Annotated in this window: 28 protein-coding genes; 22 read left to right on the top strand and 6 right to left on the bottom strand. The window is 68.5% G+C overall.

All coding sequences use genetic code 11. The features are described 5' to 3' along the window. Position 1: 1 nt before the first annotated feature. The 22 genes from rplX (at position 2) to TBR22_RS18895 (ending at position 12995) form a co-directional block, all read left to right on the top strand. Positions 2–334 (top strand): 50S ribosomal protein L24, encoded by a 333-nt coding sequence (rplX, locus tag TBR22_RS19000; protein ID WP_239489414.1) that lies wholly within the window; start codon positions 2–4, stop codon positions 332–334. After that, positions 331–873 (top strand): 50S ribosomal protein L5, encoded by a 543-nt coding sequence (rplE, locus tag TBR22_RS18995; protein WP_239489413.1) that lies wholly within the window; start codon positions 331–333, stop codon positions 871–873. Before rplX ends, rplE begins: the two co-directional genes overlap by 4 nt. Positions 874–876: 3 nt before the next feature. After that, on the top strand, positions 877–1062 hold the full coding sequence (locus TBR22_RS18990; RefSeq protein ID WP_239489412.1) for a type Z 30S ribosomal protein S14: 186 nt from the start codon (positions 877–879) through the stop codon (positions 1060–1062). Between the two features lie 121 nt (positions 1063–1183). Beyond that, positions 1184–1591 carry a 30S ribosomal protein S8 gene (gene rpsH, locus TBR22_RS18985; protein ID WP_239489411.1) on the top strand — a complete coding sequence of 136 codons (408 nt, stop codon included), beginning with the start codon at positions 1184–1186 and terminating at the stop codon, positions 1589–1591. 12 nt (positions 1592–1603) lie between these two features. Further along, positions 1604–2140 carry a 50S ribosomal protein L6 gene (gene rplF / locus TBR22_RS18980; protein ID WP_239489410.1) on the top strand — a complete coding sequence of 179 codons (537 nt, stop codon included), beginning with the start codon at positions 1604–1606 and terminating at the stop codon, positions 2138–2140. 32 nt (positions 2141–2172) lie between these two features. After that, on the top strand, positions 2173–2541 hold the full coding sequence (gene rplR / locus TBR22_RS18975) for a 50S ribosomal protein L18 (RefSeq protein WP_239493508.1): 369 nt from the start codon (positions 2173–2175) through the stop codon (positions 2539–2541). Between the two features lie 8 nt (positions 2542–2549). Further along, positions 2550–3065, top strand: a complete 516-nt coding sequence (gene rpsE, locus TBR22_RS18970; RefSeq protein ID WP_239489409.1) for a 30S ribosomal protein S5 — start codon at positions 2550–2552, stop codon at positions 3063–3065. A 7-nt stretch (positions 3066–3072) separates the two neighbouring features. Beyond that, positions 3073–3297, top strand: coding sequence for a 50S ribosomal protein L30 (gene rpmD / locus TBR22_RS18965; RefSeq protein WP_370651358.1), 225 nt, complete (start codon positions 3073–3075; stop codon positions 3295–3297). 165 nt (positions 3298–3462) lie between these two features. After that, positions 3463–3903, top strand: coding sequence for a 50S ribosomal protein L15 (gene rplO, locus TBR22_RS18960; RefSeq protein ID WP_239489408.1), 441 nt, complete (start codon positions 3463–3465; stop codon positions 3901–3903). 124 nt (positions 3904–4027) lie between these two features. Next, positions 4028–5413, top strand: coding sequence for a preprotein translocase subunit SecY (secY, locus tag TBR22_RS18955; protein ID WP_239489407.1), 1386 nt, complete (start codon positions 4028–4030; stop codon positions 5411–5413). Between the two features lie 35 nt (positions 5414–5448). Then, positions 5449–6096 carry an adenylate kinase gene (locus TBR22_RS18950; protein WP_239489406.1) on the top strand — a complete coding sequence of 216 codons (648 nt, stop codon included), beginning with the start codon at positions 5449–5451 and terminating at the stop codon, positions 6094–6096. After that, a complete protein-coding gene (gene map / locus TBR22_RS18945; protein ID WP_239489405.1) occupies positions 6093–6866 on the top strand; it encodes a type I methionyl aminopeptidase in 774 nt (257 codons plus the stop codon). The genes TBR22_RS18950 and map overlap by 4 nt, the downstream gene beginning before the upstream one ends. Before the next feature lie 45 nt (positions 6867–6911). After that, the gene (gene infA, locus TBR22_RS18940; RefSeq protein ID WP_239489404.1) at positions 6912–7154 is read left to right on the top strand and encodes a translation initiation factor IF-1; all 243 of its coding nucleotides are present in this window, start codon (positions 6912–6914) and stop codon (positions 7152–7154) included. A 33-nt stretch (positions 7155–7187) separates the two neighbouring features. Then, complete coding sequence (gene rpmJ, locus TBR22_RS18935; protein WP_110173142.1) at positions 7188–7301, top strand: 50S ribosomal protein L36; 114 nt, start codon at positions 7188–7190, stop codon at positions 7299–7301. A 3-nt stretch (positions 7302–7304) separates the two neighbouring features. Beyond that, positions 7305–7679, top strand: coding sequence for a 30S ribosomal protein S13 (rpsM, locus tag TBR22_RS18930; protein WP_239489403.1), 375 nt, complete (start codon positions 7305–7307; stop codon positions 7677–7679). Between the two features lie 3 nt (positions 7680–7682). Beyond that, on the top strand, positions 7683–8093 hold the full coding sequence (gene rpsK / locus TBR22_RS18925; protein WP_239489402.1) for a 30S ribosomal protein S11: 411 nt from the start codon (positions 7683–7685) through the stop codon (positions 8091–8093). A gap of 102 nt (positions 8094–8195) precedes the next feature. Next, positions 8196–8825: a 30S ribosomal protein S4 gene (gene rpsD, locus TBR22_RS18920; protein ID WP_239489401.1), complete on the top strand. Its 630-nt coding sequence runs from the start codon at positions 8196–8198 to the stop codon at positions 8823–8825. A gap of 87 nt (positions 8826–8912) precedes the next feature. Next, entirely contained in the window at positions 8913–9890 is a 978-nt protein-coding gene (locus tag TBR22_RS18915) for a DNA-directed RNA polymerase subunit alpha (RefSeq protein ID WP_239489400.1), read from the top strand. A 15-nt stretch (positions 9891–9905) separates the two neighbouring features. Next, positions 9906–10463: a 50S ribosomal protein L17 gene (gene rplQ, locus TBR22_RS18910; RefSeq protein ID WP_370651357.1), complete on the top strand. Its 558-nt coding sequence runs from the start codon at positions 9906–9908 to the stop codon at positions 10461–10463. 215 nt (positions 10464–10678) lie between these two features. Beyond that, the gene (locus tag TBR22_RS18905) at positions 10679–11362 is read left to right on the top strand and encodes a DUF6498-containing protein (protein ID WP_239489399.1); all 684 of its coding nucleotides are present in this window, start codon (positions 10679–10681) and stop codon (positions 11360–11362) included. Then, positions 11362–12102 carry a hypothetical protein gene (locus TBR22_RS18900; RefSeq protein WP_239489398.1) on the top strand — a complete coding sequence of 247 codons (741 nt, stop codon included), beginning with the start codon at positions 11362–11364 and terminating at the stop codon, positions 12100–12102. Before TBR22_RS18905 ends, TBR22_RS18900 begins: the two co-directional genes overlap by 1 nt. Positions 12103–12278: 176 nt before the next feature. Beyond that, positions 12279–12995, top strand: a complete 717-nt coding sequence (locus tag TBR22_RS18895; RefSeq protein ID WP_239489397.1) for a hypothetical protein — start codon at positions 12279–12281, stop codon at positions 12993–12995. Between the two features lie 25 nt (positions 12996–13020). Here TBR22_RS18895 and TBR22_RS18890 read toward each other — a convergent pair whose 3' ends face one another. The 6 genes from TBR22_RS18890 to TBR22_RS18865 form a co-directional block, all read right to left on the bottom strand. Further along, complete coding sequence (locus tag TBR22_RS18890) at positions 13021–14064, bottom strand: CehA/McbA family metallohydrolase (protein ID WP_239489396.1); 1044 nt, start codon at positions 14062–14064, stop codon at positions 13021–13023. Between the two features lie 145 nt (positions 14065–14209). Continuing rightward, complete coding sequence (gene fusA, locus TBR22_RS18885) at positions 14210–16297, bottom strand: elongation factor G (protein ID WP_239489395.1); 2088 nt, start codon at positions 16295–16297, stop codon at positions 14210–14212. 166 nt (positions 16298–16463) lie between these two features. Continuing rightward, complete coding sequence (locus TBR22_RS18880; RefSeq protein WP_239489394.1) at positions 16464–17741, bottom strand: ABC transporter permease; 1278 nt, start codon at positions 17739–17741, stop codon at positions 16464–16466. Between the two features lie 4 nt (positions 17742–17745). Further along, on the bottom strand, positions 17746–18972 hold the full coding sequence (locus TBR22_RS18875) for an ABC transporter permease (protein WP_239489393.1): 1227 nt from the start codon (positions 18970–18972) through the stop codon (positions 17746–17748). Between the two features lie 14 nt (positions 18973–18986). Beyond that, positions 18987–20336: an efflux RND transporter periplasmic adaptor subunit gene (locus tag TBR22_RS18870; RefSeq protein WP_239489392.1), complete on the bottom strand. Its 1350-nt coding sequence runs from the start codon at positions 20334–20336 to the stop codon at positions 18987–18989. Then, a complete protein-coding gene (locus TBR22_RS18865; RefSeq protein WP_239489391.1) occupies positions 20333–21058 on the bottom strand; it encodes a YIP1 family protein in 726 nt (241 codons plus the stop codon). The genes TBR22_RS18870 and TBR22_RS18865 overlap by 4 nt, the downstream gene beginning before the upstream one ends. Positions 21059–21184: the final 126 nt, after the last annotated feature.

Genomic DNA, 21184 nt, shown 5'->3' with positions numbered 1-21184 from the left:
AATGGCTGGCTTGAAGCGGATTCGCAAGAACGACGAGGTCATCGTCATTGCCGGCAAGGATCGCGGCAAGCGTGGACGGGTGACCCTGGTGGATGCCGAGCGCAACCGGGTGGTGGTCGAGGGTGTGAACCTCGTCAAGCGGCACACGAAGCCGAACCCCCAGAAGCAGGTGCAGGGCGGCATCGTGGAGCAGGAGGCGGCCATCCACGCCTCCAACGTGATGCTGGTGGACCCGGCCTCGGGCAAGCGCACCCGCGTGGGCATGCGCCTCGAGAGCGATGGCCGCAAGGTCCGTGTCAGCCGACGCAAGGACGGCGGAGTGATCGACAAATGAGCCGGCTGAAGGAGCGCTACAGCAGTGAAGTGGCGTCCGCGCTGCAGAAGGAGTTCGGGTACGCCAACGTGATGGCGATCCCGAAGATCACGAAGGTCGTGATCAACCTCGGGCTCGGCGAGGCCACCTCGAACGCGAAGATCGTCGACGTCGCGGCCGACGAGCTGCAGCGGATCGCCGGCCAGAAGCCGGTGATCACGCGCGCCAAGAAGTCGATCGCCCAGTTCCGCGTCCGCCAGGGCATGCCGATCGGCACGATGGTGACGCTGCGCGGCGACCGGATGTACGACTTCCTCGACCGCCTGATCGCGATGTCGCTGCCGCGGGTGCGCGACTTCCGGGGCATCCCGACGAAGGGCTTCGACGGGCGTGGCAACTACACGCTCGGGCTGAAGGACCAGCTGCTCTTCCCGGAAATCGACTACATGCGCGTGGACAAGCCGCGCGGCATGAACATCACCGTGGTGACCACGGCCAAGACCGACGAGGAGTCGCGCCGCCTCCTGCAGCTCCTCGGTTTCCCGTTCAGGCAGAGCTGATACATGGCGACGACTGCGAAGATTGCCAAGGAAGAGAAGGCGCACAAGTTCCAGGTGCGCGCGCGCAACCGCTGCAAGCGGTGCGGCCGTCCCCGGGCGTACCTCCGGAAGTTCGCCCTGTGCCGTCTCTGTTTCCGTGAGCTCGCCCTGCGTGGCGAGGTCGCGGGTGTGACCAAGAGCAGCTGGTAAGCCACACAGGGCCGGGAGCGCAGGCCCGCGACGGCAGGAGCCGCCGGGAACCGCGCTGCCGTGGTGCGCAGGCCGCGGGGTCGCATGACCCGCGCCGCGCCCGGCCCACGAAGGAACAGGTATGACTGACCCGATTGCCGACATGCTCACGCGGATTCGCAATGCCGTGCAGGCGCGCCACACGCGCGTCGACGTGCCCGCGTCGAAGCTGAAGCTCGAAATCGCCCGGATCCTGGAAGCCGAGGGGTACATCGGCGGCTTCAAGCTGATCGACAACCCGACGACCCCCGCCTCGCCCCAGAAGGTGGTGCGGATCGCCCTCAAGTACGGGCCGCGCGGTGAGCGCGTGATCTCCGGCCTCGAGCGCGTCAGCCGTCCCGGCCGCCGCGTCTACTTCGGCCGCGAGGCGGTGCCCACGGTGCTCGGCGGGCTCGGCACCTCGATCCTCACCACGTCGCAGGGCGTGATGACGGGTCGCGAGGCCAGCAAGGCGGGCGTCGGCGGCGAAGTGCTCTGCAACGTCTGGTAAGGACTGAGGAACATGTCTCGAATTGGCAAGAAGCCGATCCCCGTCCCCAAGGGTGTGCAGGTCACGCTGAAGGACGGCCTGGTCGAGGTGAAGGGGCCGAAGGGCCAGCTGTCGCAGCCGCTGCCGCCGGGCGTCACCGTGGCGCTCGAGGACGGCCAGATCGTCGCGAGCGTCGGCGAGGCGCGCGAGCAGCGCAAGTTCCACGGCCTGGGGCGCACGCTGGTGGCCAACGCCGTGCAGGGCGTGTCCGAGGGCTTCAAGCGCGAGCTCGACATCGTCGGCGTCGGCTACCGCGCCGAGGTGAAGGGGCGCGACGTGCACTTCGCGCTCGGGTACTCGCACCCGGTGGTCTTCCCGCTGCCGACGGGCATCGACGTGGCCATCGAGAAGCAGACCCACGTGACGGTGACCGGCATCGACAAGCAGCTGGTCGGCCAGGTGGCCGCCAACATGCGGTCGCTGCGCAAGCCGGACCCCTACAAGCAGAAGGGTGTCCGGTTCACCGGCGAAGTGCTCAAGAAGAAGGCCGGCAAGGCCGGCGCGAAGTAACGCGCGCCTGAAGCGGAGAAGCTGCCGTGAAGATCGAAACCAAGAAGGACCGCCGCGAGCGCATCCGCCTGCGTCTGCGCAAGAAGCTGGCCGGTGACGCCGCTCGTCCGCGCCTCGCCGTGTTCCGCAGCGTGGCCCACATCTACGTGCAGGCCATCGACGATGCCAGCGGCACGACCGTGGCGTCGGCGAGCACCACCGAGGCGGCCGTGAAGGACCAGCTGTCGGACGGCGCCAGTGCCGGCAACGTCAAGGGCGCAGCGGCGGTGGGCCGGATCCTCGCCGAGCGGCTGAAGGAGAAGGGCATCACCCGTGTCGTGTTCGATCGCGGCGGGTTCCTGTACCACGGGCGCGTGCGCGCCGTCGCCGAAGCCGCGCGCGAAGCCGGCCTCGAGTTCTGAGGACTGACATGTACGAATTCCGCGATCGCATCGACGCGAGCCAGCTCGAGCTGAAGGACACCGTCGTGTCCATCAACCGCGTCACCAAGGTGGTCAAGGGCGGCAAGAACCTGTCCTTCAGCGCCCTGGTCATCGTCGGCGACAACGCCGGCCACGTCGGCTTCGGCATGGGCAAGGCCAAGGAAGTGCCCTCGGCCATCAAGAAGGGCATCGAGGCCGCCAAGAAGTCGCTCATCCGCGTGCCGCTGAAGGGCACGACGGTGCCGCACGAGGTGACCGGACGCTTCGGCGCCGGCCGCGTGCTGCTCAAGCCCGCCCCCGACGGCACCGGCATCATTGCCGGTGGCGCGGTGCGCGCGGTGGTCGAGGCCGCGGGCATCCAGAACGTGCTGACCAAGTCGCTCGGGTCGGCCAACCCGCACAACGTCGTGCGCGCCACCTTCGCCGGCCTGAAGGGCCTGAAGGACCCGGCCGCGATCGCCCGCCTGCGCGGCAAGACGACCGAAGAACTGGTCAACGCCTGAGGACGTGATGCCGGAAACCACCCGTCGACAGAAGCCGGCCGCGCCGGCGGCACCCAAGGGCAAGACCCTGAAGGTGACGCTCGTGCGCAGCACGATCGGTTACGACAAGAAGCAGGGCGAGATCGTCAAGGGTCTGGGCCTGCGCAAGATCGGTCACACGGTGGAAGTGCTGGACCACCCCGCGATGCGCGGCATGATCCAGAAGATCCGCCACATGGTGACCGTCGAGTAGACCAGGCGCGTTCGTCGAACGCGCCCTGAACGGAGCTGGCCGCGGGCCCTGGGCCGTCGGCCTTCGAGCCTGTGCACGACCGCCGCGGCGAAGCGGTCGCCCGCAGACTGGATGTTGAATCACGAAGGCCCAGGGCCCATGGCCCACGGCCGACAGGATCTCACTATGGATTTGAGCGATCTCAAGCCGGCAGACGGCGCCACCCACGCCACCAAGCGCGTCGGGCGCGGCCAGGGCTCCGGCAATGGCAAGACGGCCGGCCGCGGCCACAAGGGTGCGAAGTCGCGCTCGGGCTTCAAGCGCAAGCGCGGGTTCGAGGGCGGCCAGATGCCGCTCCACCGGCGGCTGCCCAAGCGTGGTTTCACCAACATCTTCCGCAGCGACTATGCGGTGATCAACCTCGATCAGCTCGAGAAGCTGTTCGAGGCCGGGACCGAGGTCACGCCCGACGTGCTCCACGGACAGGGCCTCGCGCAGGGCACCCAGAAGATCAAGGTGCTCGGCCGCGGTGAGATCACCAAGAAGCTGACGGTCAGGGCGCACAAGTTCAGCGGCGCCGCCGCCCAGAAGATCCAGGCGGCTGGCGGCTCGGCAGAAACCCTGTAACGCCGAACGCTGAACGACGGCCCCGTCAGGGCGGTCCACTCGACCGCCCTCGCGGCCGGACCGCATCGCGACCAACGAAGGCCCGAGGCCCAAGGCCGAAGGCCGGCGAGCATCGAGAAGACCGATGGATAGCTTGAGGAACATCTTCGCCGTCCCGGAGCTCCGGCTCCGGGTGCTGTTCACGCTGGGGTTGCTCGGCGTGTTCCGCATCGGCCACCACATCCCGACGCCCGGTGTGAACACCGAGGCGCTGGCGTTGCTGGCCGAGCAGGCGCGCAACACGATGTTCGGCCTCTACGACCTGTTCTCGGGCGGCAACCTGTCGCGCGTGACGATCTTCGCACTCGGCGTGATGCCGTACATCAGTGCGTCGATCATCCTGCAGCTGCTGACGGTGGTGTGGCCGACCCTCGAGCGGATTTCCAAGGAGGGCGAACTCGGTCGCCGCAAGATCACGCAGTACACCCGCTACGGGACGATCCTGCTGTCGGTGATCCAGGCGCTCAGCATCGCGATCTTCCTCGAGCGCCAGACCAACGTCGCCGGCGGCCTGCCGCTGGTCTACGACCCGGGCTGGGGCTTCCGCCTGATGACCGTTCTCACGCTCACCACCGGGTCGGTGTTCGTGATGTGGCTGGGCGAGCAGATCACCGAGCGCGGCGTCGGCAACGGCATGTCGCTCATCATCTACTCGGGCATCGTCGTCGGGCTGCCGCGCGCGGTGATGACGACGCTCGACCAGCTGAAGACCGGCGAGATCGGCCTGCTGCGGCTTGCGCTGTTGCTCCTGGTGATGGTGTCGGTGGTGGCGGCGATCGTCTACGTGGAGCGCGCGCACCGGCGGGTGACGGTGCACTACGCCAAGCGCGTCGTCGGCCGGCGCATGTACGGCGGCTCGAGCACGCACATCCCGCTGAAGGTGAACACGGGCGGGGTGATGCCGGTGATCTTCGCCTCCTCGCTGCTGGCCTTCCCGGCGACGATCGCCGGGATGTTCCCGCCGGAGAGCTGGGTGCAGCGGGTCGCGCAGCAGCTCGCGTGGGGCATGCCGCTCTACAACCTGCTGCAGGTGGTGATGATCATCTTCTTTGCGTACTTCTACACCGCGATCGTCTTCAACCCCGACGACGTGGCGGAGAACATGCGCAAGTACGGCGGCTTCGTGCCCGGCATCCGTCCGGGCAAGCGGACGGCCGAGTACATCGACCTGATCCTGACGCGCATCACGCTGGTCGGCGCGCTGTACCTGGCGGCGGTCGCGCTGCTGCCGGAGTTCCTGATCAGCGGCTTCAAGGTGGCGCCGATTCCGTTCATCGGCGAGACGCTCGACGCGGCGCTCCCGGGGTGGTTCACCAACGGCCTGGGCGTCACGTTCTTCTTCGGGGGCACCTCGCTGCTGATCGTGGTCGGCGTGGCGATGGACACGGTGCAGCAGCTCGAGTCGCAGCTCATCATGCGCCACTACGACGGGTTCATGAAGAAGACCCGCATTCGCGGACGGAGAGGGTAGGCCGCCCGTTGGCTCGACCTGGATTGAACGTGGTCATGCTCGGCCCTCCGGGGGCCGGCAAGGGGACCCAGGCCAGCCGGCTCGCCCGCCATTACGGCGTGCCGAAGGTCTCGACGGGCGACATCCTGCGGGAGTCGGCGGCGGCCGGGACGGCGCTCGGACTCGAGGCCAAGGCGCGCATCGATCAGGGCCATCTCGTCAGCGACGAGGTGGCCATTGCCATCGTCGAGGAACGTCTCTCTCGACAAGACGTGGCATTCGGTTTTATCCTTGATGGTTTTCCGCGCACGGTCGGACAGGCCGAAGCGCTGGACGGGATGATGGCGGGGCGGTCGCCGCTCACCGTGCTGCACATCGTGGTGCCGGTGGAAGTGCTGGTCGGCCGGCTGCATGCGCGCCGGGTCTGCGGCACGTGCGGGACCAACGCCGATCCCACCAAGCCGGACCTGGGCGTGTGTGCCACCTGTGGGGGCGCGCTGGTGACCCGGGCCGACGATGACGAGCAGGTGGTGCGCAACCGCCTGCAGATCTACGAGGACCAGACGGCGCCGCTGGTGCACTACTACCGGTCGCGTCCGACGTTCTTCACGATCGACGGCAACCAGTCGCCCGACGCCGTCGCGGTGGCGATGCAGGGGGCGCTCGCGTCGGCGATGAGCGTGGCCCAGGGAGAGCCGCGGTGATTACGTGCCGGTCGGCGGACGAGCTGGTCAAGCTCCGGGCGTCCAACCAGCTGGTGGCGCGGATCCTCGAGGCGCTCCGCGCGATGGTGGTGGCGGGGGTGACGACGGCCGAGATCGACGCCGAGGCCGAGCGGCTGGTCCGTGAGGCGGGGGCGCAGCCGGCGTTCAAGGGCTATCGCGGGTTTCCCGCGACCATCTGCGCGTCGCGCAACCACGAGGTGGTCCACGGGATCCCCTCGCCGTCGACGACGCTGGTGGAGGGCGACATCCTCTCGATCGACATGGGGGTGAAGCTCGACGGGTATTACGGCGACTCGGCGGTGACGGTGGGGGTCGGGGCCATCAGCGCCGAGTCGCAGCGCCTGCTGGACGTGACGGAGGCCTCGCTCTACCGGGGCATCGACGCGGTGAAGCCGGGGGCGCGGGTGTCCGACATCGGGCAGGCCGTGCAGGAGTACGTGGAGGCCCAGGGCTTCACGGTCGTGCGCGAGTTCGTGGGGCACGGCATCGGGACCAGGCTCCACGAGGAGCCGCAGATCCCGAACTACGGTCCGGGCGGACGCGGACCGCGGCTGGCCGAGGGCATGGTCCTCGCGATCGAGCCGATGGTGAACGTGGGCAAGCCCGGGGTGCGGGTGTTGTCGGACGGCTGGACGGCCATCACGGTGGACGAGAAGCTGTCGGCGCACTTCGAGCACACGGTGGCGGTGACGGCCGATGGGGTGGAGATCCTGACGCTGCGGCCGGCGCCGGTCTCGGCCGGCCGCTGATGGCGCAATTGGAGATTCGCACGTCGAGTTTCGAATTGTCCGGTCATGGGTGAAGGACTGCGCGGCACGGTCATCGAGCAGTTGCCGCAGGCGCTCTATCGCGTCAGCCTCGACTCGGGGCACGTGATCACGGCGCATGGCACCGGGGACATCCGCCGCAACTTCGTGCGGATCCTGGTGGGGGATCGGGTGGTTGTGCGGGTGTCGCCGTTGGACGTCACGCGCGGCCGGATCATCGGACGGCTCGAGCCAGGGGGCCGCCGGCAGAACGACGACGACGGCAGGTAGGGCCGGCTTCCGGGCCGGCCGAGAGCGAGAGACATGAAGGTCAGAGCATCGGTGAAGCGCATTTGCGTGAAGTGCAAGATCGTCCGGCGACGCGGTGTCGTGCGGGTGATTTGCGACAACCAGAAGCACAAGCAGCGGCAGGGATAGGGCATGGCACGTATCGCAGGTGTGGATCTTCCGCGTACCAAGCGCGTCGAGATCGGGCTGACCTACATCTTCGGCATCGGGCGGAAGCGCTCCGGTGACATCCTGAAGGCCTCGGGCGTGAGCCCGGACGTGCGGGTCAAGGACCTGACGGAAGAGGATGTCCGGTCGATCTCGAAGGTCATCGAGGACGTGGGCGGCGTCGAGGGCGATCTCCGCAAGGAGATCTCGCTCAACATCAAGCGCCTGATGGAGATCGGCTGCTATCGCGGCCTGCGGCACCGTCGCAGCCTGCCGGTGCGCGGCCAGCGCACCAAGACCAACGCGCGCACCCGGAAGGGCCCGCGCAAGGGCGCGATCGCCAAGAAGAAGACGGTGTAGGACATGGCAGACGAGAAGAAGACAGCCGGCCGCAAGAAGGTCTTCAAGAAGCGCGGCGAGAAGAAGGTCGTCCACAGCGGCGTGGCCCACATCCAGGCCTCGTTCAACAACACGCTGGTGACGATCACCGACGCCGAGGGCAACGTCGTGTCGTGGTCCAGTGCCGGGGCGATCGGCTTCAAGGGGTCGCGCAAGGGCACGCCGTTCGCCGCCACGCAGGCGGCGATGAATGCCGGTACGGCCGCCAAGGCCGTGGGCATGCGCACCGTCGAGGTGCGCGTCAAGGGACCGGGTGCGGGTCGTGAATCGGCCGTCCGCGCTCTTTCAAACGTCGGGCTGGACGTGAAGACCATCCGCGACGTCACGCCGATTCCGCACAACGGCTGCCGGCCGCCCAAGAAGCGTCGCGTCTAGCGCGTCGCAGGGCGACCACGGTCGCACAAAAAGGGAGGGCACGCCCACGGCGTGCTGTTCCGCGCGCTCCGGCGCGCGTCGTGAGAAGGACACGAGAGTTACATGGCTCGATACATCGGACCCGTCTGCCGCCTGTGCCGGCGTGAGGGCATGAAGCTCTTCCTCAAGGGAGAGCGCTGCTACACGGAGAAGTGCGCCATCGAGAAGCGCAACCTCCCGCCGGGGCAGCACGGCAAGGCTCGCAAGGCCAAGATGCTCGGCTACGGCCTGCAGCTGCGCGAGAAGCAGAAGGTCAAGCGCACCTACGGCGTCCTGGAGAACCAGTTCCGCCGCTACTTCGAGGCCGCCGATCGTCAGCGCGGCATCACGGGCGAGACGCTCCTGCAGTTGCTCGAGCGTCGGCTCGACAACGCCATCTATCGCCTCGGGTTCGCGACCTCGCGGCCGCAGGCCCGGCAGCTCGTCAAGCACGGGCACTTCCTCGTCAACGGCAAGAAGGTGGACATCCCGTCCTACCAGCTGCGCCAGGGCGACGTGGTGAGCATTCGGCAGTCGAGCGAGAAGAACCCCGCCATCCTCCACGCCATCGAGGAAGTGAAGGGGCGCGGGATTCCGGAGTGGCTGTCGGTCGATGTGGCCGCCGGCACCGGCCGTGTGGTGTCGCTGCCGACGCGCGAGCAGATCAACCTGCCCGTGCAGGAGCAGCTGATCGTCGAGCTCTACTCGAAGTAACGCGCGACGCCGCAAGGCGTTCGTGCTGGCGGGCGGCGTGGCCTTCAGGCCCCGTCCGCCGTTCCCAGACTGGAAAGGACTACATCGATGCTGTGGAAGGGGTTCCAGCGCCCGAAGCGACTCGACGTCGACCGCGAGAGCCAGACCGGCCGGTTCGGGCGGTTCACCGCGCAGCCGTTCGAGCGCGGGTGGGGTACCACCATCGGCAACGCGATGCGCCGGGTGCTGCTGTCGTCCATCGAGGGCGCGGCCATCACTGCGGTGAAGATCGAGGGTGTCCAGCACGAGTTCTCGCCCGTGGAGGGCGTGGTGGAGGACGCCACCGACATCATCCTCAACCTCAAGCAGGTCCCGTTCAAGCTGCACGGCGACGAGACCAAGATGCTGTACGTCCGGATCGACAAGCCGGGGCCGGTGCTCGCCCGTGACATCGAGGTCGACCAGTCGGTCGAGGTCCTCGATCCGGATGCGCACATCGCCACGGTGTCGGAGGGCGGCAAGCTCTACATGGAGATGCGCCTCAAGAACGGGCGTGGCTACGTGTCGGCCGACCGCAACTTCGACGAGGACCTCGGCATCGGCTGGATCCCGGTCGATTCGACCCACTCGCCCGTCCGCAAGGTGAACTACCTGGTGGAGTCGGCGCGCGTCGGCCAGAACACCGACTACGACAAGCTGACGCTCGAGGTGACCACCAGCGGCGCCATCTCGCCGACCGAGGCCATCGAGCTCGCGGCGCAGCTGCTCCGCGATCACCTCTTCATCTTCGGCGGCGACGATGACGACGATGTCGTGGTCGGCGAGGGCGGCGACGCCACGCCCGCGACGCTCACCGAGGAGAGCAACGAACACCTCGACAAGAGCATCGAGGAGCTCGAGCTGTCGGTGCGCTCGTACAACTGCCTGAAGAACGCCAACATCCGGACCATCCGGGAGCTGGTGGCCAAGACCGAGAACGACCTGCTGAAGACGAAGAACTTCGGCCGGAAGTCGCTCAACGAGATCAAGGAGATCCTCCAGACCATGGGTCTCAGCCTCGGGATGAGCGTGGAGCAGCCGCAGTAGGCGGCGAGTAGACCCATGAGACACGCTGTTGCACACCGCAAGCTCGGGCGCGTCACCGAGCACCGCATCGCGCTGCTGCGCAATCAGGCCCAGGCGCTCCTCCGCCACGAGCGGATCGAGACGACGGTGCCCAAGGCCAAGGAACTGCGCCCGTACGTCGAGCGCATCATCTCCATCGCCAAGCGCAGCCTCGTGGGGCAGGGCACCGACGAGGAGAAGCGCATCCGCCGCATGACCGCGGAGCGCCTCGTCGCGCGCGACGTCGCCGACAAGAAGATCGTCACCAAGCTGTTCGACTCGATCGCGCCGCGCTTCGCGGAGCGTCCGGGCGGCTACACCCGCCTGCTCAAGCTCGGCCATCGTCGCGGCGACGCCGCGGAGGTCGCCCAGATCGAGCTCGTCGGCAGCGAGTACGACCCGAATGCCGACGCCCCGAAGGCCGAGGCCGCCGAGGAGCCGAAGGGCATCCGCGGGCGCGCCAGGGCCGCAGTGAAGAAGCTGCAGGAAGAGGGCGCGACCGAGGGCGAGGACAAGCCCAAGCGCGCTCGCAAGTCGGCCAAGAAGGCCGAGTAGTCCGGCCTTCATCGTTACAGGCTCGCCGATGGCGCCTCAGGGCGCGCGGCGAGTCCGGCCTCCGGCCAGCAGAAGGGCGCGTCGACACGACGCGCCCTTCGTCGTTCCGTGCGGTCCACCACGCGCCCTGGCCACTGCTCGGCCAGCCGTGACCGGCGTGGGCGTCGCCGCCCCGCTCGTTCGGCCGCGCTGGGTCACGCGTTGTCTCCAAGGACATGCCACGTGCGCTGCTGACGGCCCTGCCCGGGGCCGCCTGGTTCGGCTGGTCCCTGCGCTCGGCGGCCGCCATCGGGTTCCCGTCCGTCGCGGTGGTCGACGACCACCGCCCGACCCTCGCCATCCTCCTCTACCTCGTGGAAGCGGTGCTCGCGTCGGCCCTGCTGTGGATGCGTACCGGCATCGCCCTCGTCGGCGCGCGCCGGCGAGCGGGGCCAACCGAGACGCGCGACCAGGAGCGGCAGCGGTGGGCCCTGCGCAAGGCGCGCAACCTGGCGGGCGCCGTCGTCGCCGTCGGCATCATCGGAGCGCCGTTCCTGTGGATGGCGGCCCTGCTCGGCGACCCCGGCACGCCATGGCGGACCGTCCAGGCCGAGGTCATCGGGCGCGGCCAGTGGATCGCCCTCGTGCTGCTCCTGAGCGCCATCGTCGACTCGCTGGTCGCGCCGGTGCGCAGCGCGGAGTGGCTGCAATCGTCGGTGGCCATGCAGATGAATCGCGTGATCCTCCTGCACCCCGTGATCATGTTCGGCTACGGGTTGTTCGCCATCACCGGATCGTTGCTCGGGATGGTCGGCCTGTTCGTGGTCGGGCGCCTGCTGATGGACCTCAACGCGATGTTCGGCAACGCTCGCGAGGGCGCGCGGAAGCAGTGGTTCGAGCGTGGCGGGAGGCTGAACTGATGGCGGGGCCGCTCGGGAGCCTGTTGGCCCGGTTCGGCGCAGGACGGGGCCTGTGGAGCATCGTGGCGTTCGTGTTCCCGTCGGCCGCCCTCGTCCAGGGCGAGCACTACGGCATCGCCGTGCTCCTCTTCGTGGCGGAGACCGCGATTGCGCTCGCCCTGCTCGGCGTGCGCCTCGCCATCGCCTGGCGGGCCTCCGCGGCCGAGCCGGAAGTGAGGGCCAGGCTGAAGCGGACGCGGCGCAGCGTGCCGGGCGCGCTGCTGATGATTCTGGTCGGCCTCGTCTGGGGCGTCGGGTTCGCGGGCGTGGCCCTTGGGCTCAGCCCGCCAGACGACCTGCTCGACACGATGATGGCCCGGGCGCGGCCCATGGTCGGCGGTCTGCTGCTGGCCGCCATCCTCGACACGGTCGTCGCGCCCGTGCGCTCCCCGGCGTGGCTGGAAACGGGAATCGCCTGGCAGGCGAGTCGAGCCAGCGTGGTGATCGTCTCGATCCTGATCGGGCTGCCAATCGCGTACTTCTTCGGCGGCCAGGGCATGCTGTGGAGCTTCCTCGGACTGCGGCTGTTCGCCGACCTCGGGGGCATGAAGCCCGGCGAGCGCGAGCGCATCCGCGCGACGATGTTCGACGGCCCCGAGGGGATCGACCCGGCGGCCCGCAACACGCCCAAGGCGCCACCGACGTTCTCGGCCGGCCACGCGCGACACGACAGGAACGATCCGACGCGACTCCCGGAGTGACGGCTGACGGCTGACGGCTAACGGCTAACGCCTGACGCCTGATAAGGCCTGACGCCTCACGGGGAACACAGAAGGCCGAATGCCGAACGCGCAATGCCCGACGCTGGACGCGAAGGGCGAACGGTCTGCGTTGGGCCACGGTGTCCGTACGGGAGGGCGCTGGCGTTCTCGGAGGCATGCAACTGCAGGCCGGTGGCGTGGCCGCCTGGGTGCGGAGCGTGGCCGGACAGGCCGTGTGGTCGACGTCCACCCTCGCGGTGCCGGCGCTTGCGGTGCTCGCCGACCGGCAGGTGGCGCAGGCCATCGTCCTCTACACGCTGGAGACGACGCTCGCCGTCGCGCTGCTGCGGGTACGTCTCCGCGGTGCCCTTCGCGGCAGGTCGTTTGCCGACGGTGAGGCGGCGAGACTACGCGCGGCTGGCGGCGCGGCGACGACCGCAGCCCTGGCCAGCCTCGTCCTCGGCTTCCTGATCCTGGCGTTCTACGTCGCGTACGACGTCCGCCCGACCGACCTCTTCGTCCCCGCCACGTGGGGACAGGGACACTTCGATGGCTTCAGCGGCCGGCTCCGCTGGATGGCGGCGGGCATGATTGCTGGCGCCGCGCTCGACGCGTGGATGGCGCCGGTGCGTTCCACCGACTGGCTGGAGGCGAGCGCCGCGTGGCAGGTCCGGCGGGTCGCCGCCCCGGCCTTCGCCTACCTGCCGGGCGCTGCGCTCACCGCGTGGTCCGGGACATCGGCCGGTTTCCTCTGGCCCTGGCTCGTCACCCGCGGCTTCACCGACCTCACCGCGCTGCTGCCTGGCGCCCGCGAACGCGCCCGAGAGGAAGTGCTCGCGGCCCGCACGCACCGGGCCACGCCGCAGGTCTCGGACGTCAAGTCCGAGGATTGACGTCGCCCCTGAGCCCTGGGCCGTCCTACCGTCCGAGCATCACCGGCTGCGTCCAGGCCATCTTGCCGTCCGACTGCGTGATGCGCGCCCGAACGTAGCCTTCCGTGCCCTTGACGGTGTAGGTCGCATTGGTGCCTTCGCCGTCCTGCAGCACGACGCCACCCTTGCCCACGAACTGGATGCGGTAGCCGGCCTTCATGTTCTCCTCGCCGCCGCTGCCCCAGAACTTCTGCTTCACCTTCACCGTGATGGCGTTGGCAGAGGCCTGATAGTCGGCGAGTTCCACGCCGGTGGAGGCGTAGAAGTCGCCGCGGTCCAGCGCCGCGACGATGGCCTTCGCCTCGAGCTTCTCGGCGCGCACCATCACCCAGCCCATGCCCGGCCGCGAGGACGACAGGTCCTCGAGCTTCTTGAACTCGTGGGCGTCGTCGGTGGCGAGCCCGAACAGGAGGATGCCTCGCGACAGGAGCGCATCCCAGGTCTGCTCGAGGCTCGGGTGGCCAGATCCGCCGACGTTGTTCACCATCGGGTGGGCGTTGTAGACCTCGAACAACCGGTTGTTGCGCACCTGCGCGAGGTCGTCGGCGGTGATCGCCCAGCCGAAGTTCGGGTGGTTGACGTGGGGGACGCCGTTGGCCATGCGGATGGCATCGACGTTCTTCTGCAACACCTCGGCGACGCTGGCGCCCTCGCGGCTGGCGGGCACCAGGCGGTCGGGATTGAGGCCGTTGATGTGCAACGGCTTGCCCTGGAACCCGCTGGACACTTCCTCGCCCTTGATGACGAGAAACTTGTCGTCGGCACCGTGGAGGGCGTTGAGGCCGTCCACCGACGTCAGGTAGTTGTGGTCGGTGAGGACGAGGAAGTCGTACTTGTGGTCACGGTACCAACGCACCACGTCGTCGGGCGTGCTGTCGCCGTCGCTGTTCAGCGTGTGCGTGTGCGTGTTGCCCTTGAACCAGCGCAGGGCCGAGGCACCCACGGGCGTGGGCGCCTGCGCGCCTGGCGCGACCGCCCACGCGGCGCCGCAGAGGAGTGACGAGGCGAGGACGAGGCGACGGCGATTCATCGCCGACAAGACTAGCGCAACTGGAACGTGTGGGCCTCGAGGGCTCAAAGCCCAGGGCTCAGGGCTCAGAGAGCATGAAGACACCACACAGGATGCTTTCTGAGTCCTGAGCCTTGAGCCCGTTGCCCTGACCGAGCGAGGACGCCTACGCTTCGGTCTCGACGTGATCGGGCTTGTGGGCGGCCACGATCTTCGCCTGCAGGTGCGCGGGCACTTCCTCGTAGTGCGAGTGGGCCATGTGATAGGAGCCGCGCCCGCCGGTGGCCGACGTGAGGTGCTGCTCGTAGGTGAGCATCTCGGCCATCGGCACCTGCGCCTTGATCACCGTGGCGTGGCCGCGGGCTTCCATGCCGCTGATGCGGCCGCGGCGGCCATTGAGGTCGCCCATCAGGTCGCCGGCGAACTCGTTCGGCGCGTGCACCTCGACCTGCATGATCGGCTCGAGGAGCACCGGCTTGCAGCGGCTCATCGCGTCGCGGAAGGCGATCGAGCCGGCCATCTTGAACGCCAGTTCGTTGCTGTCCACCGGGTGGTACGAGCCGTCGAACACCGTGGCCTTGAAGTCGACCATCGGGAAGCCGGCGAGGAACCCGCGCAGGCGCGCCTCCTGGATGCCCTTCTCGACGGCCGGGACGTACTGGCGCGGGATGGCGCCGCCGAAGATGTCGTCCTCGAACTGGAAGTCGGCGCCGCGCGGCAGGGGCTCGACGCGAATCTTGCAGTCGCCGAACTGGCCGTGGCCGCCGGTCTGCTTCTTGTGGCGGCCGTGCGCCTCGGTCCCCGCGGTGATCGTCTCGAGATACGGGATGCGCGGCAGCTTGAGCGTGACCTCGACGCCGAAGCGCCGCTTCAGTTTCGCGACCGTGACCTCGAGGTGCATCTGGCCCTGGCCGGAGATCAGCTGCTCGTGCGTCCGCGGGTCGCGGTCGGTGCGGATCGTCGGGTCCTCCTCCTGCAACCGGTGAAGGGCCGTGCTGATCTTGTCCTCGTCGCCGCGTGTCTTGGGCTCGAGCGCGTACGACATCAGCGGCGCGGCGAACACGATCGGCGGCAGGGCGAGGTCGGCGGCCTTGTCGGCGAGCGTGTCGCCCGTCTGTGCTTCCTTCAGCTTGGCGATGGCGCCGAGATCGCCGGCGTGCAGTTCGTTCACCTGCGCCTGCGTCTTGCCCTGCAGCGCGAGCAGGTGCGCGATGCGCTCCTGCGAGCCGCGCGTCAGGTTGGTCATCGTGGTGTCGTTCTTCACGATGCCGGAGACGACGCGGAACAGCGAGATGCGCCCGGCGAACGGGTCGGCGACGGTCTTCCACACGAACAGGCGCGCCGGGGCGGCTTCATCGGCGGCGACCTCGATGGCCTCGCCCGACGCCTTGTCGATGGCCGACAGCGGGTGCGCCAGCGGCGAGGGCGCGTACTGCACCAGCGCCTCGAGCAGCCGGTCGGCGCCGATGTTCTCCGCGCCGGACGCGCAGAAGACGGGCACCACGGCGCCCTTGGCCACGGCCGTGCGCAGACCCGCCACCAACTCGTCGTCGGTGAGCGTGCCCTCGTCGAAGAACCGTGACATCAGCTCGTCGTCGGCCTCGGCCACCAGTTCCACCAGGGCCTCGCGGGCGTTCTTCGCCTCGGCCGCCAGGCTCTCGGGAATGGCGACGGCCTTGCCCTTGCCGGTGCCACCCTCGTACGTGTACGCCCGCTGGGCGACGAGATCGATGACCCCGCGGAATCCCTTCTCCTCGCCGTAGGGCAGCTGCACCGGGACGAGGGTGCGCCCGAACGCCGCGTGCAGATCCTCGAGGGCGGTGGCGAAGCTGGCGCGTTCGCGATCGAGACGGTTGACGACCACGAATCGCGCGACGCGCTCGTCGGCCGCGATCTGCCACACCCGCTCGGTCTGCACCTCGACGCCGGAGACGGCGTCGACCACCACGAGGGCGGCATCGGTCACGCGCAGGGCGGCGCCGGACTCGCTGAGGAAGTTGCCGAAGCCCGGGGTGTCGACCAGGTTGACCTTGGTGCCCTGCCACTCCAGCCATGCCGGCGTGGCCGCCAGCGTGTGCTTGCGCGCGATCGCTTCCTCGTCGAAGTCGGTCGGCGCGGTGCCGTCGTCCACGCGCCCGAGGCGGGTGGTGGCGCCCGCGGTGAACAACAGGGCAGAAATCAGCTGGGACTTGCCGGAACCGTTGTGGCCGACGACTGCCACGTTGCGAATGGACGCCGCTGCATAGGTGGGCATGAGCACCCTCGAAGGGGGAAAGAGCTACACGTCCGCGATGCTATGACAAGCGGGGCGGGCCGACAAGGCCGGCCCGCGCGGTCGGCCTTCGTCGTCGACGGTTCCTCGTCGGCCTTCGTCGCCCGAGTCGTGAGCCTGCGAGTGCCGACTGCCGACTGCCGACTGCCTACTCGTACCGGAGCGCCTCGATGGGGTCGAGCTTGGCGGCCTTGATCGCCGGCAGCATGCCGAACAGGATGCCGACGGTGGCCGAGAAGCCCACGCCGAGGGCGAACGACCAGAGGGGCAGCGCCACCGGGAACCCCGCGAACACGTTGACGGCGTATCCGATGGCCGCGCCGAGCAGGATGCCGATCAGGCCGCCCAGCAGGGTGAGGAACACGGCCTCGATCAGGAACTGCACGAGGATCTCGCGGCGCCGTGCGCCGAGCGCCTTGCGCACGCCGATCTCGCGCGTGCGCTCGGTGACCGAGATGGTCATGATGGCCATGACGCCGATGCCGCCGACCATCAGGGCAATCGACGAGATGACGAACAGCGCGAGCACCACGGCCTGCGTGAACTGCCGGAGGAAGTCCACGATGAAGTCGGCCGTCACCGTGTCGAAGTCGTTCTCCTCGCCCAGCTTCAGCCGGTGGCGCGTCCGCATGATCGTCTCGATCTCGGTCCGCAGGTCGGTCACCGACACGCCGTCGGCGGCCTTGATCACGATCGTCAACGGCCGGAACAGGATGCCCCGGAAGCGCGGCGACGGGTAGCGCTTCTCGTAGGTCGTCCAGGGGATGACCGCGAAGTTGTTCGCGTCGCCGAGGGCGGCCGGGCGCTTGTCCATCACGCCGATGACCTCGTAGTTGTCGCGGCCGACGCGCACGACCTTGCCGATCGGGTCGATGCCGCGCGTCAGGAACAGCGTCTCGGCCGGCGCATACCCGAGGACGATGACGCTGCGCCGGTTCTGGACCTCGAAGTCGCCGAAGAACCGGCCGGCGAGGAACGGGATGTAGTTCATCTCGCCGAAGTTCGACGTCGCCCCGACCACCGCGGCGGGCTTGGTGGCGACCCCGGCAAACGTCATGCGCTCGATGGCGGCGAACGGCCCGTTGCCGCCCAGCTGCAGGCCGACCTCGCTGACCAGCGGCGACTCGGCGATGGCCTTGGCGTCCTCGTTGGTCAGGTTGGGGCGCTTGATCACCTCGAGGAAGCTGCGGCCACTCGAGAAGCTCTGGAACCCGAGCTTCTGGAGGAACACCGTGTTGCTCCCGAACGTGCGGATCTGGCTCTCCAGCGAGTCGCCGAATCCCTTGATCAGCGACGTCATCGCGACGATCGACATCACGCCGATGACGACGCCGAGGATCGTCAGCGCCGAGCGCAGCTTGTTGGCGCGCAGCGTGTCGATCGCGATGCGGAGGATCTCCCAGAGCATGCCGACCCGGATGGCCATGTGACTACTCCCGCCTCAGGGCTTCGATGGGGTCGAGCTTGGACGCCCGGATGGCCGGGTAGAGACCGAAGAACAGGCCGACGATGGCCGTGATGCTGATGCCCATGACCACCGCCCAGGTCTCGATCTTGGCCGGGATCGGCGAGAAATAGGCCACCAGCCACGCGACCGTGAAGCCGAGGACGGTACCGATGATGCCCCCCACCACCGACAGGGTGGTCGACTCGGTGAGCACCTGCCACACGATGTCGCGCCGACGCGCGCCGAGCGCCTTGCGCAGGCCGATCTCGCGGGTGCGCTCGCTCACCACCATCAGCATGATGTTCATGATGACGATGCCGCCGACCAGCAGCGACAGCGACACCAGGCCGATCAGGACGGCGAACGCCCCCTGGCTGAAGCTCTTCCAGAGCTCCATGAAGGTGTCCGACGTGACGATCCCGAAGTTGTCCTTGTCGCGGGGGCGCAGCTTGCGCGACGCCCGCAGCGCGACCCGCGCTTCTTCCATCGCCTCCGGCACCAGGGAGGGATCGCGCGGCTTGACCGTGATCTCGAAGCTGCGGCGCGACCCGAACATCTTCTGGAACGCGCCGAGCGGGATCAGCACGAAGTCGTCCTGCGAGTTGCCGAACAGGCTGCCCTTGCGCTCGTTCACGCCGACGACGCGGAAGTGCACCCCGTTGACCATGATCATCTGGTCGAGCGGATTGCGGCCCTTGAACAGCTTCTCGGCGGTCTCGACGCCGAGGTAGGCCATGGGGCGGGACCGCTGGATCTCGATGCGGCTGATCGTGCGTCCCCGCTCGGCTTCGTAGCCGCCGAACTGGTCGTAGTCGGCCGACACGCCGCGCACGCCCACGTTCTCCACCGTCTCGCTGCGGAAGGTCACGTTGGCCTGGCTGTTGGCCTGGGCCATCACGGCGTCGATGGTCCCGCCGCTGCCCCGGATGGCCCGCAGGTCGACGAGCGAGACGTCGGGATTGCGTCGGCGCGCTTCCTGCTCCTCTTCCTCGTCGGTGATCACCCCGACCCTGGCGATCTGGAACGTGCCGACACCGACCTCCTGCACGATGGAGTCGGCAACGTACCCGTTCATCCCCTGGATGAGCGAGACGACGGCGATGATCGAGGTCACCGCCACCACGTTGCCGAGCACCATCATGAACGACCGGAGCTTGTTGGCCCAGATCGACGAGAGGGCGAGGGCGACCGCGTCGAGGAACTTGTTCATGAGGCCGGGGCCTGTTACTTCTTCTTCGCCGCGTCGGACTCGGCCAACCGCACCTCGTCACCGTCCTGCAGGTCGCGCACCGAGTTGAAGGGACCCGTGATGACCTTGTCGCCGACCTTCACGCCCGACAGCACCTCGAAGTAGCGCTCGCCCGCGATGCCCGTCCGCACCGGCACGAACTCGGCGTTCTTGTCGCGCATCACGAACACGCCCTCGGTTTCCTTGCGGGTCTGCCCGGGAGGCAGCTCGGCCGGCGTCGCCGGTGTCGGCGCCTTCGACTTGGGGTCCTTCTTGGGCGGCCGGACGATTGCGCCCGACTTGTCGTAGACCATGTCGCGCACCGCCATCGCCTGGATGGGCACCGCGACCGCCTGCGAGCGCTTGGCCGTCTCGATCTCGGCCGAGCACGTGAAGCCCGGGCGCACCTCGTCGATGGTCGTGTCGAGCTGGATGGTGACCTTGAAGTTGGTCGCCGCCTGGCCCGCGCTGGACGCCTGGGCGCCGGTCGCCTGGATCGGGCTGTTGCCGATTTCGGTCACCTTGCCGGTGTACTCCTTGCCCGGCAGCGCGTCGATGGTGACCTTGGCCACCTGTCCGAGCCGCACCGACGGGATGTCGGTCTCGTCCACCTCGACCTCGGCCTCGATGATCGACATGTCGGCGATGGTCAGCAGCACCGTGCCGGCGTTGTTCATCGTGCCGATCACCACCGTCTCGCCCTCCTCGATGTTACGGCGGGAGACGATGCCGTCGATGGGCGATTCGATGCGGGCGCGGCTCAGGTTGTACTGCGCCTGGTTCAGCGTGGCGCCTTCCTGGCGGATGCGCTGCTCCTGCGTGCGGATGTCCTGCTCGCGCTGGCGGAGCTCGGCCTCGCGCACGGTCACCGTGTTGCGCGCCTGATCGAGGGCCTGCTTGGTGGTCAGCTGCTGCGCCCAGAGCTCCTCCTGGCGCTTCAGTTCCTCACGCGCCAGCGCGAGGTTCTCGCGCGCCGTCACGATGGCCAGGCGCTGCTGCTCGAGCTGCGACCGTGCCGCCTGCTGCCCGGCCTCGCCCGACTGGACGGCCGAGGCCAGGTTGCGCGGGTCGATCTGCATCAGGAACTGGCCCTTCTTGACGCGATCGCCCTCCTCGACGGAGAGCTGCGTCACGCGGCCCATGTTGTCGGCGCTGATGTTGACGGTGCGCTTGGCCTGGATCTTCCCCGACGCGGAGACGATCTGCACCAGGTCGCGCGTCTGGATGGCCTCGACCGTGACTTCCTTGCCCGTCTTCTTGCGGTACGCGAAGTTGGCGTAGGCCAGGCCCGCCACGATCGCCAGCACCACGGCGGCGCCGAGCCACCGCTTGGTCGAACGTTTCATCTTCCCCCCAGGACGGCCTTGATGGCCGCGATGGCCAGGCCCATGACCACGTACACCACGAACAACCCGCCGGCCACCGAGGTCCAGCGACGGCGGTAGACCGCCGCCAGGCCGATGGCGAGCACGACGAGGTACCAGATCCAGAACAGGTCGATGAACCCCAGCACGGACGCGAGGAACGACCCCTCCGCCAGGTCCGGGAAGAACACCGCCAGGTTGGTCGCGCTGCTCATCGTCTGCCGCATGTAGTTCATGGGCAGCGAGAAGACCTGCTGCAGCAGGCTGATGACGCCCGCGTGCGCGACCACCGCGAGCACCTGCTTGTACGTCGCCTCGCCACCCAGCACCGCGAACACGCCGTACAGGATGCCGGCGATGGCCGCGGCCATCAGCGGCGAGAAGAACAGGATGGTGCCACCCTGCAGGGCCGCCGCGATGCTGGCCTGCTTCTGGATGGCGGCGTACATCTCGGGGGTGACCGTCCGGCCGAACGACTCGATGCTCGCCACGGCCTGGTCGACATAGGCCGCCTTGCCGACGTCCGATGACAGGAAGACGGCAAAGCCGGCGGCCACCAGCACCGTGGTGAACACCAGGACGTCCACCCAGCGAGGGGCGGCAGCGATGCGGGCCATCGTGTCCCCGGGGGACACGACCACGCCGATCACGCGCTGGACGAAGGGGAGCGGCGGCGCCGCAGCAGACGAGGTTTCCGTGGACATGGACGACTTTGCCGGGACGAACCGGATGCACCCTGCGACACTGCGTGTCGTCAAAGGGTCTTTGGACGTCACGCGTATAGTACGCAACCCATGTGGTGGATGTTCGGAAGCGGACACCGGGCTCCG

Source organism: Luteitalea sp. TBR-22 (assembly GCF_016865485.1).
Taxonomy (GTDB): Bacteria; Acidobacteriota; Vicinamibacteria; order Vicinamibacterales; family Vicinamibacteraceae; genus Luteitalea.
The sequence above is the reverse complement of the archived record's forward strand: the minus strand, read 5'-3'. Positions and strand labels throughout refer to the sequence as shown.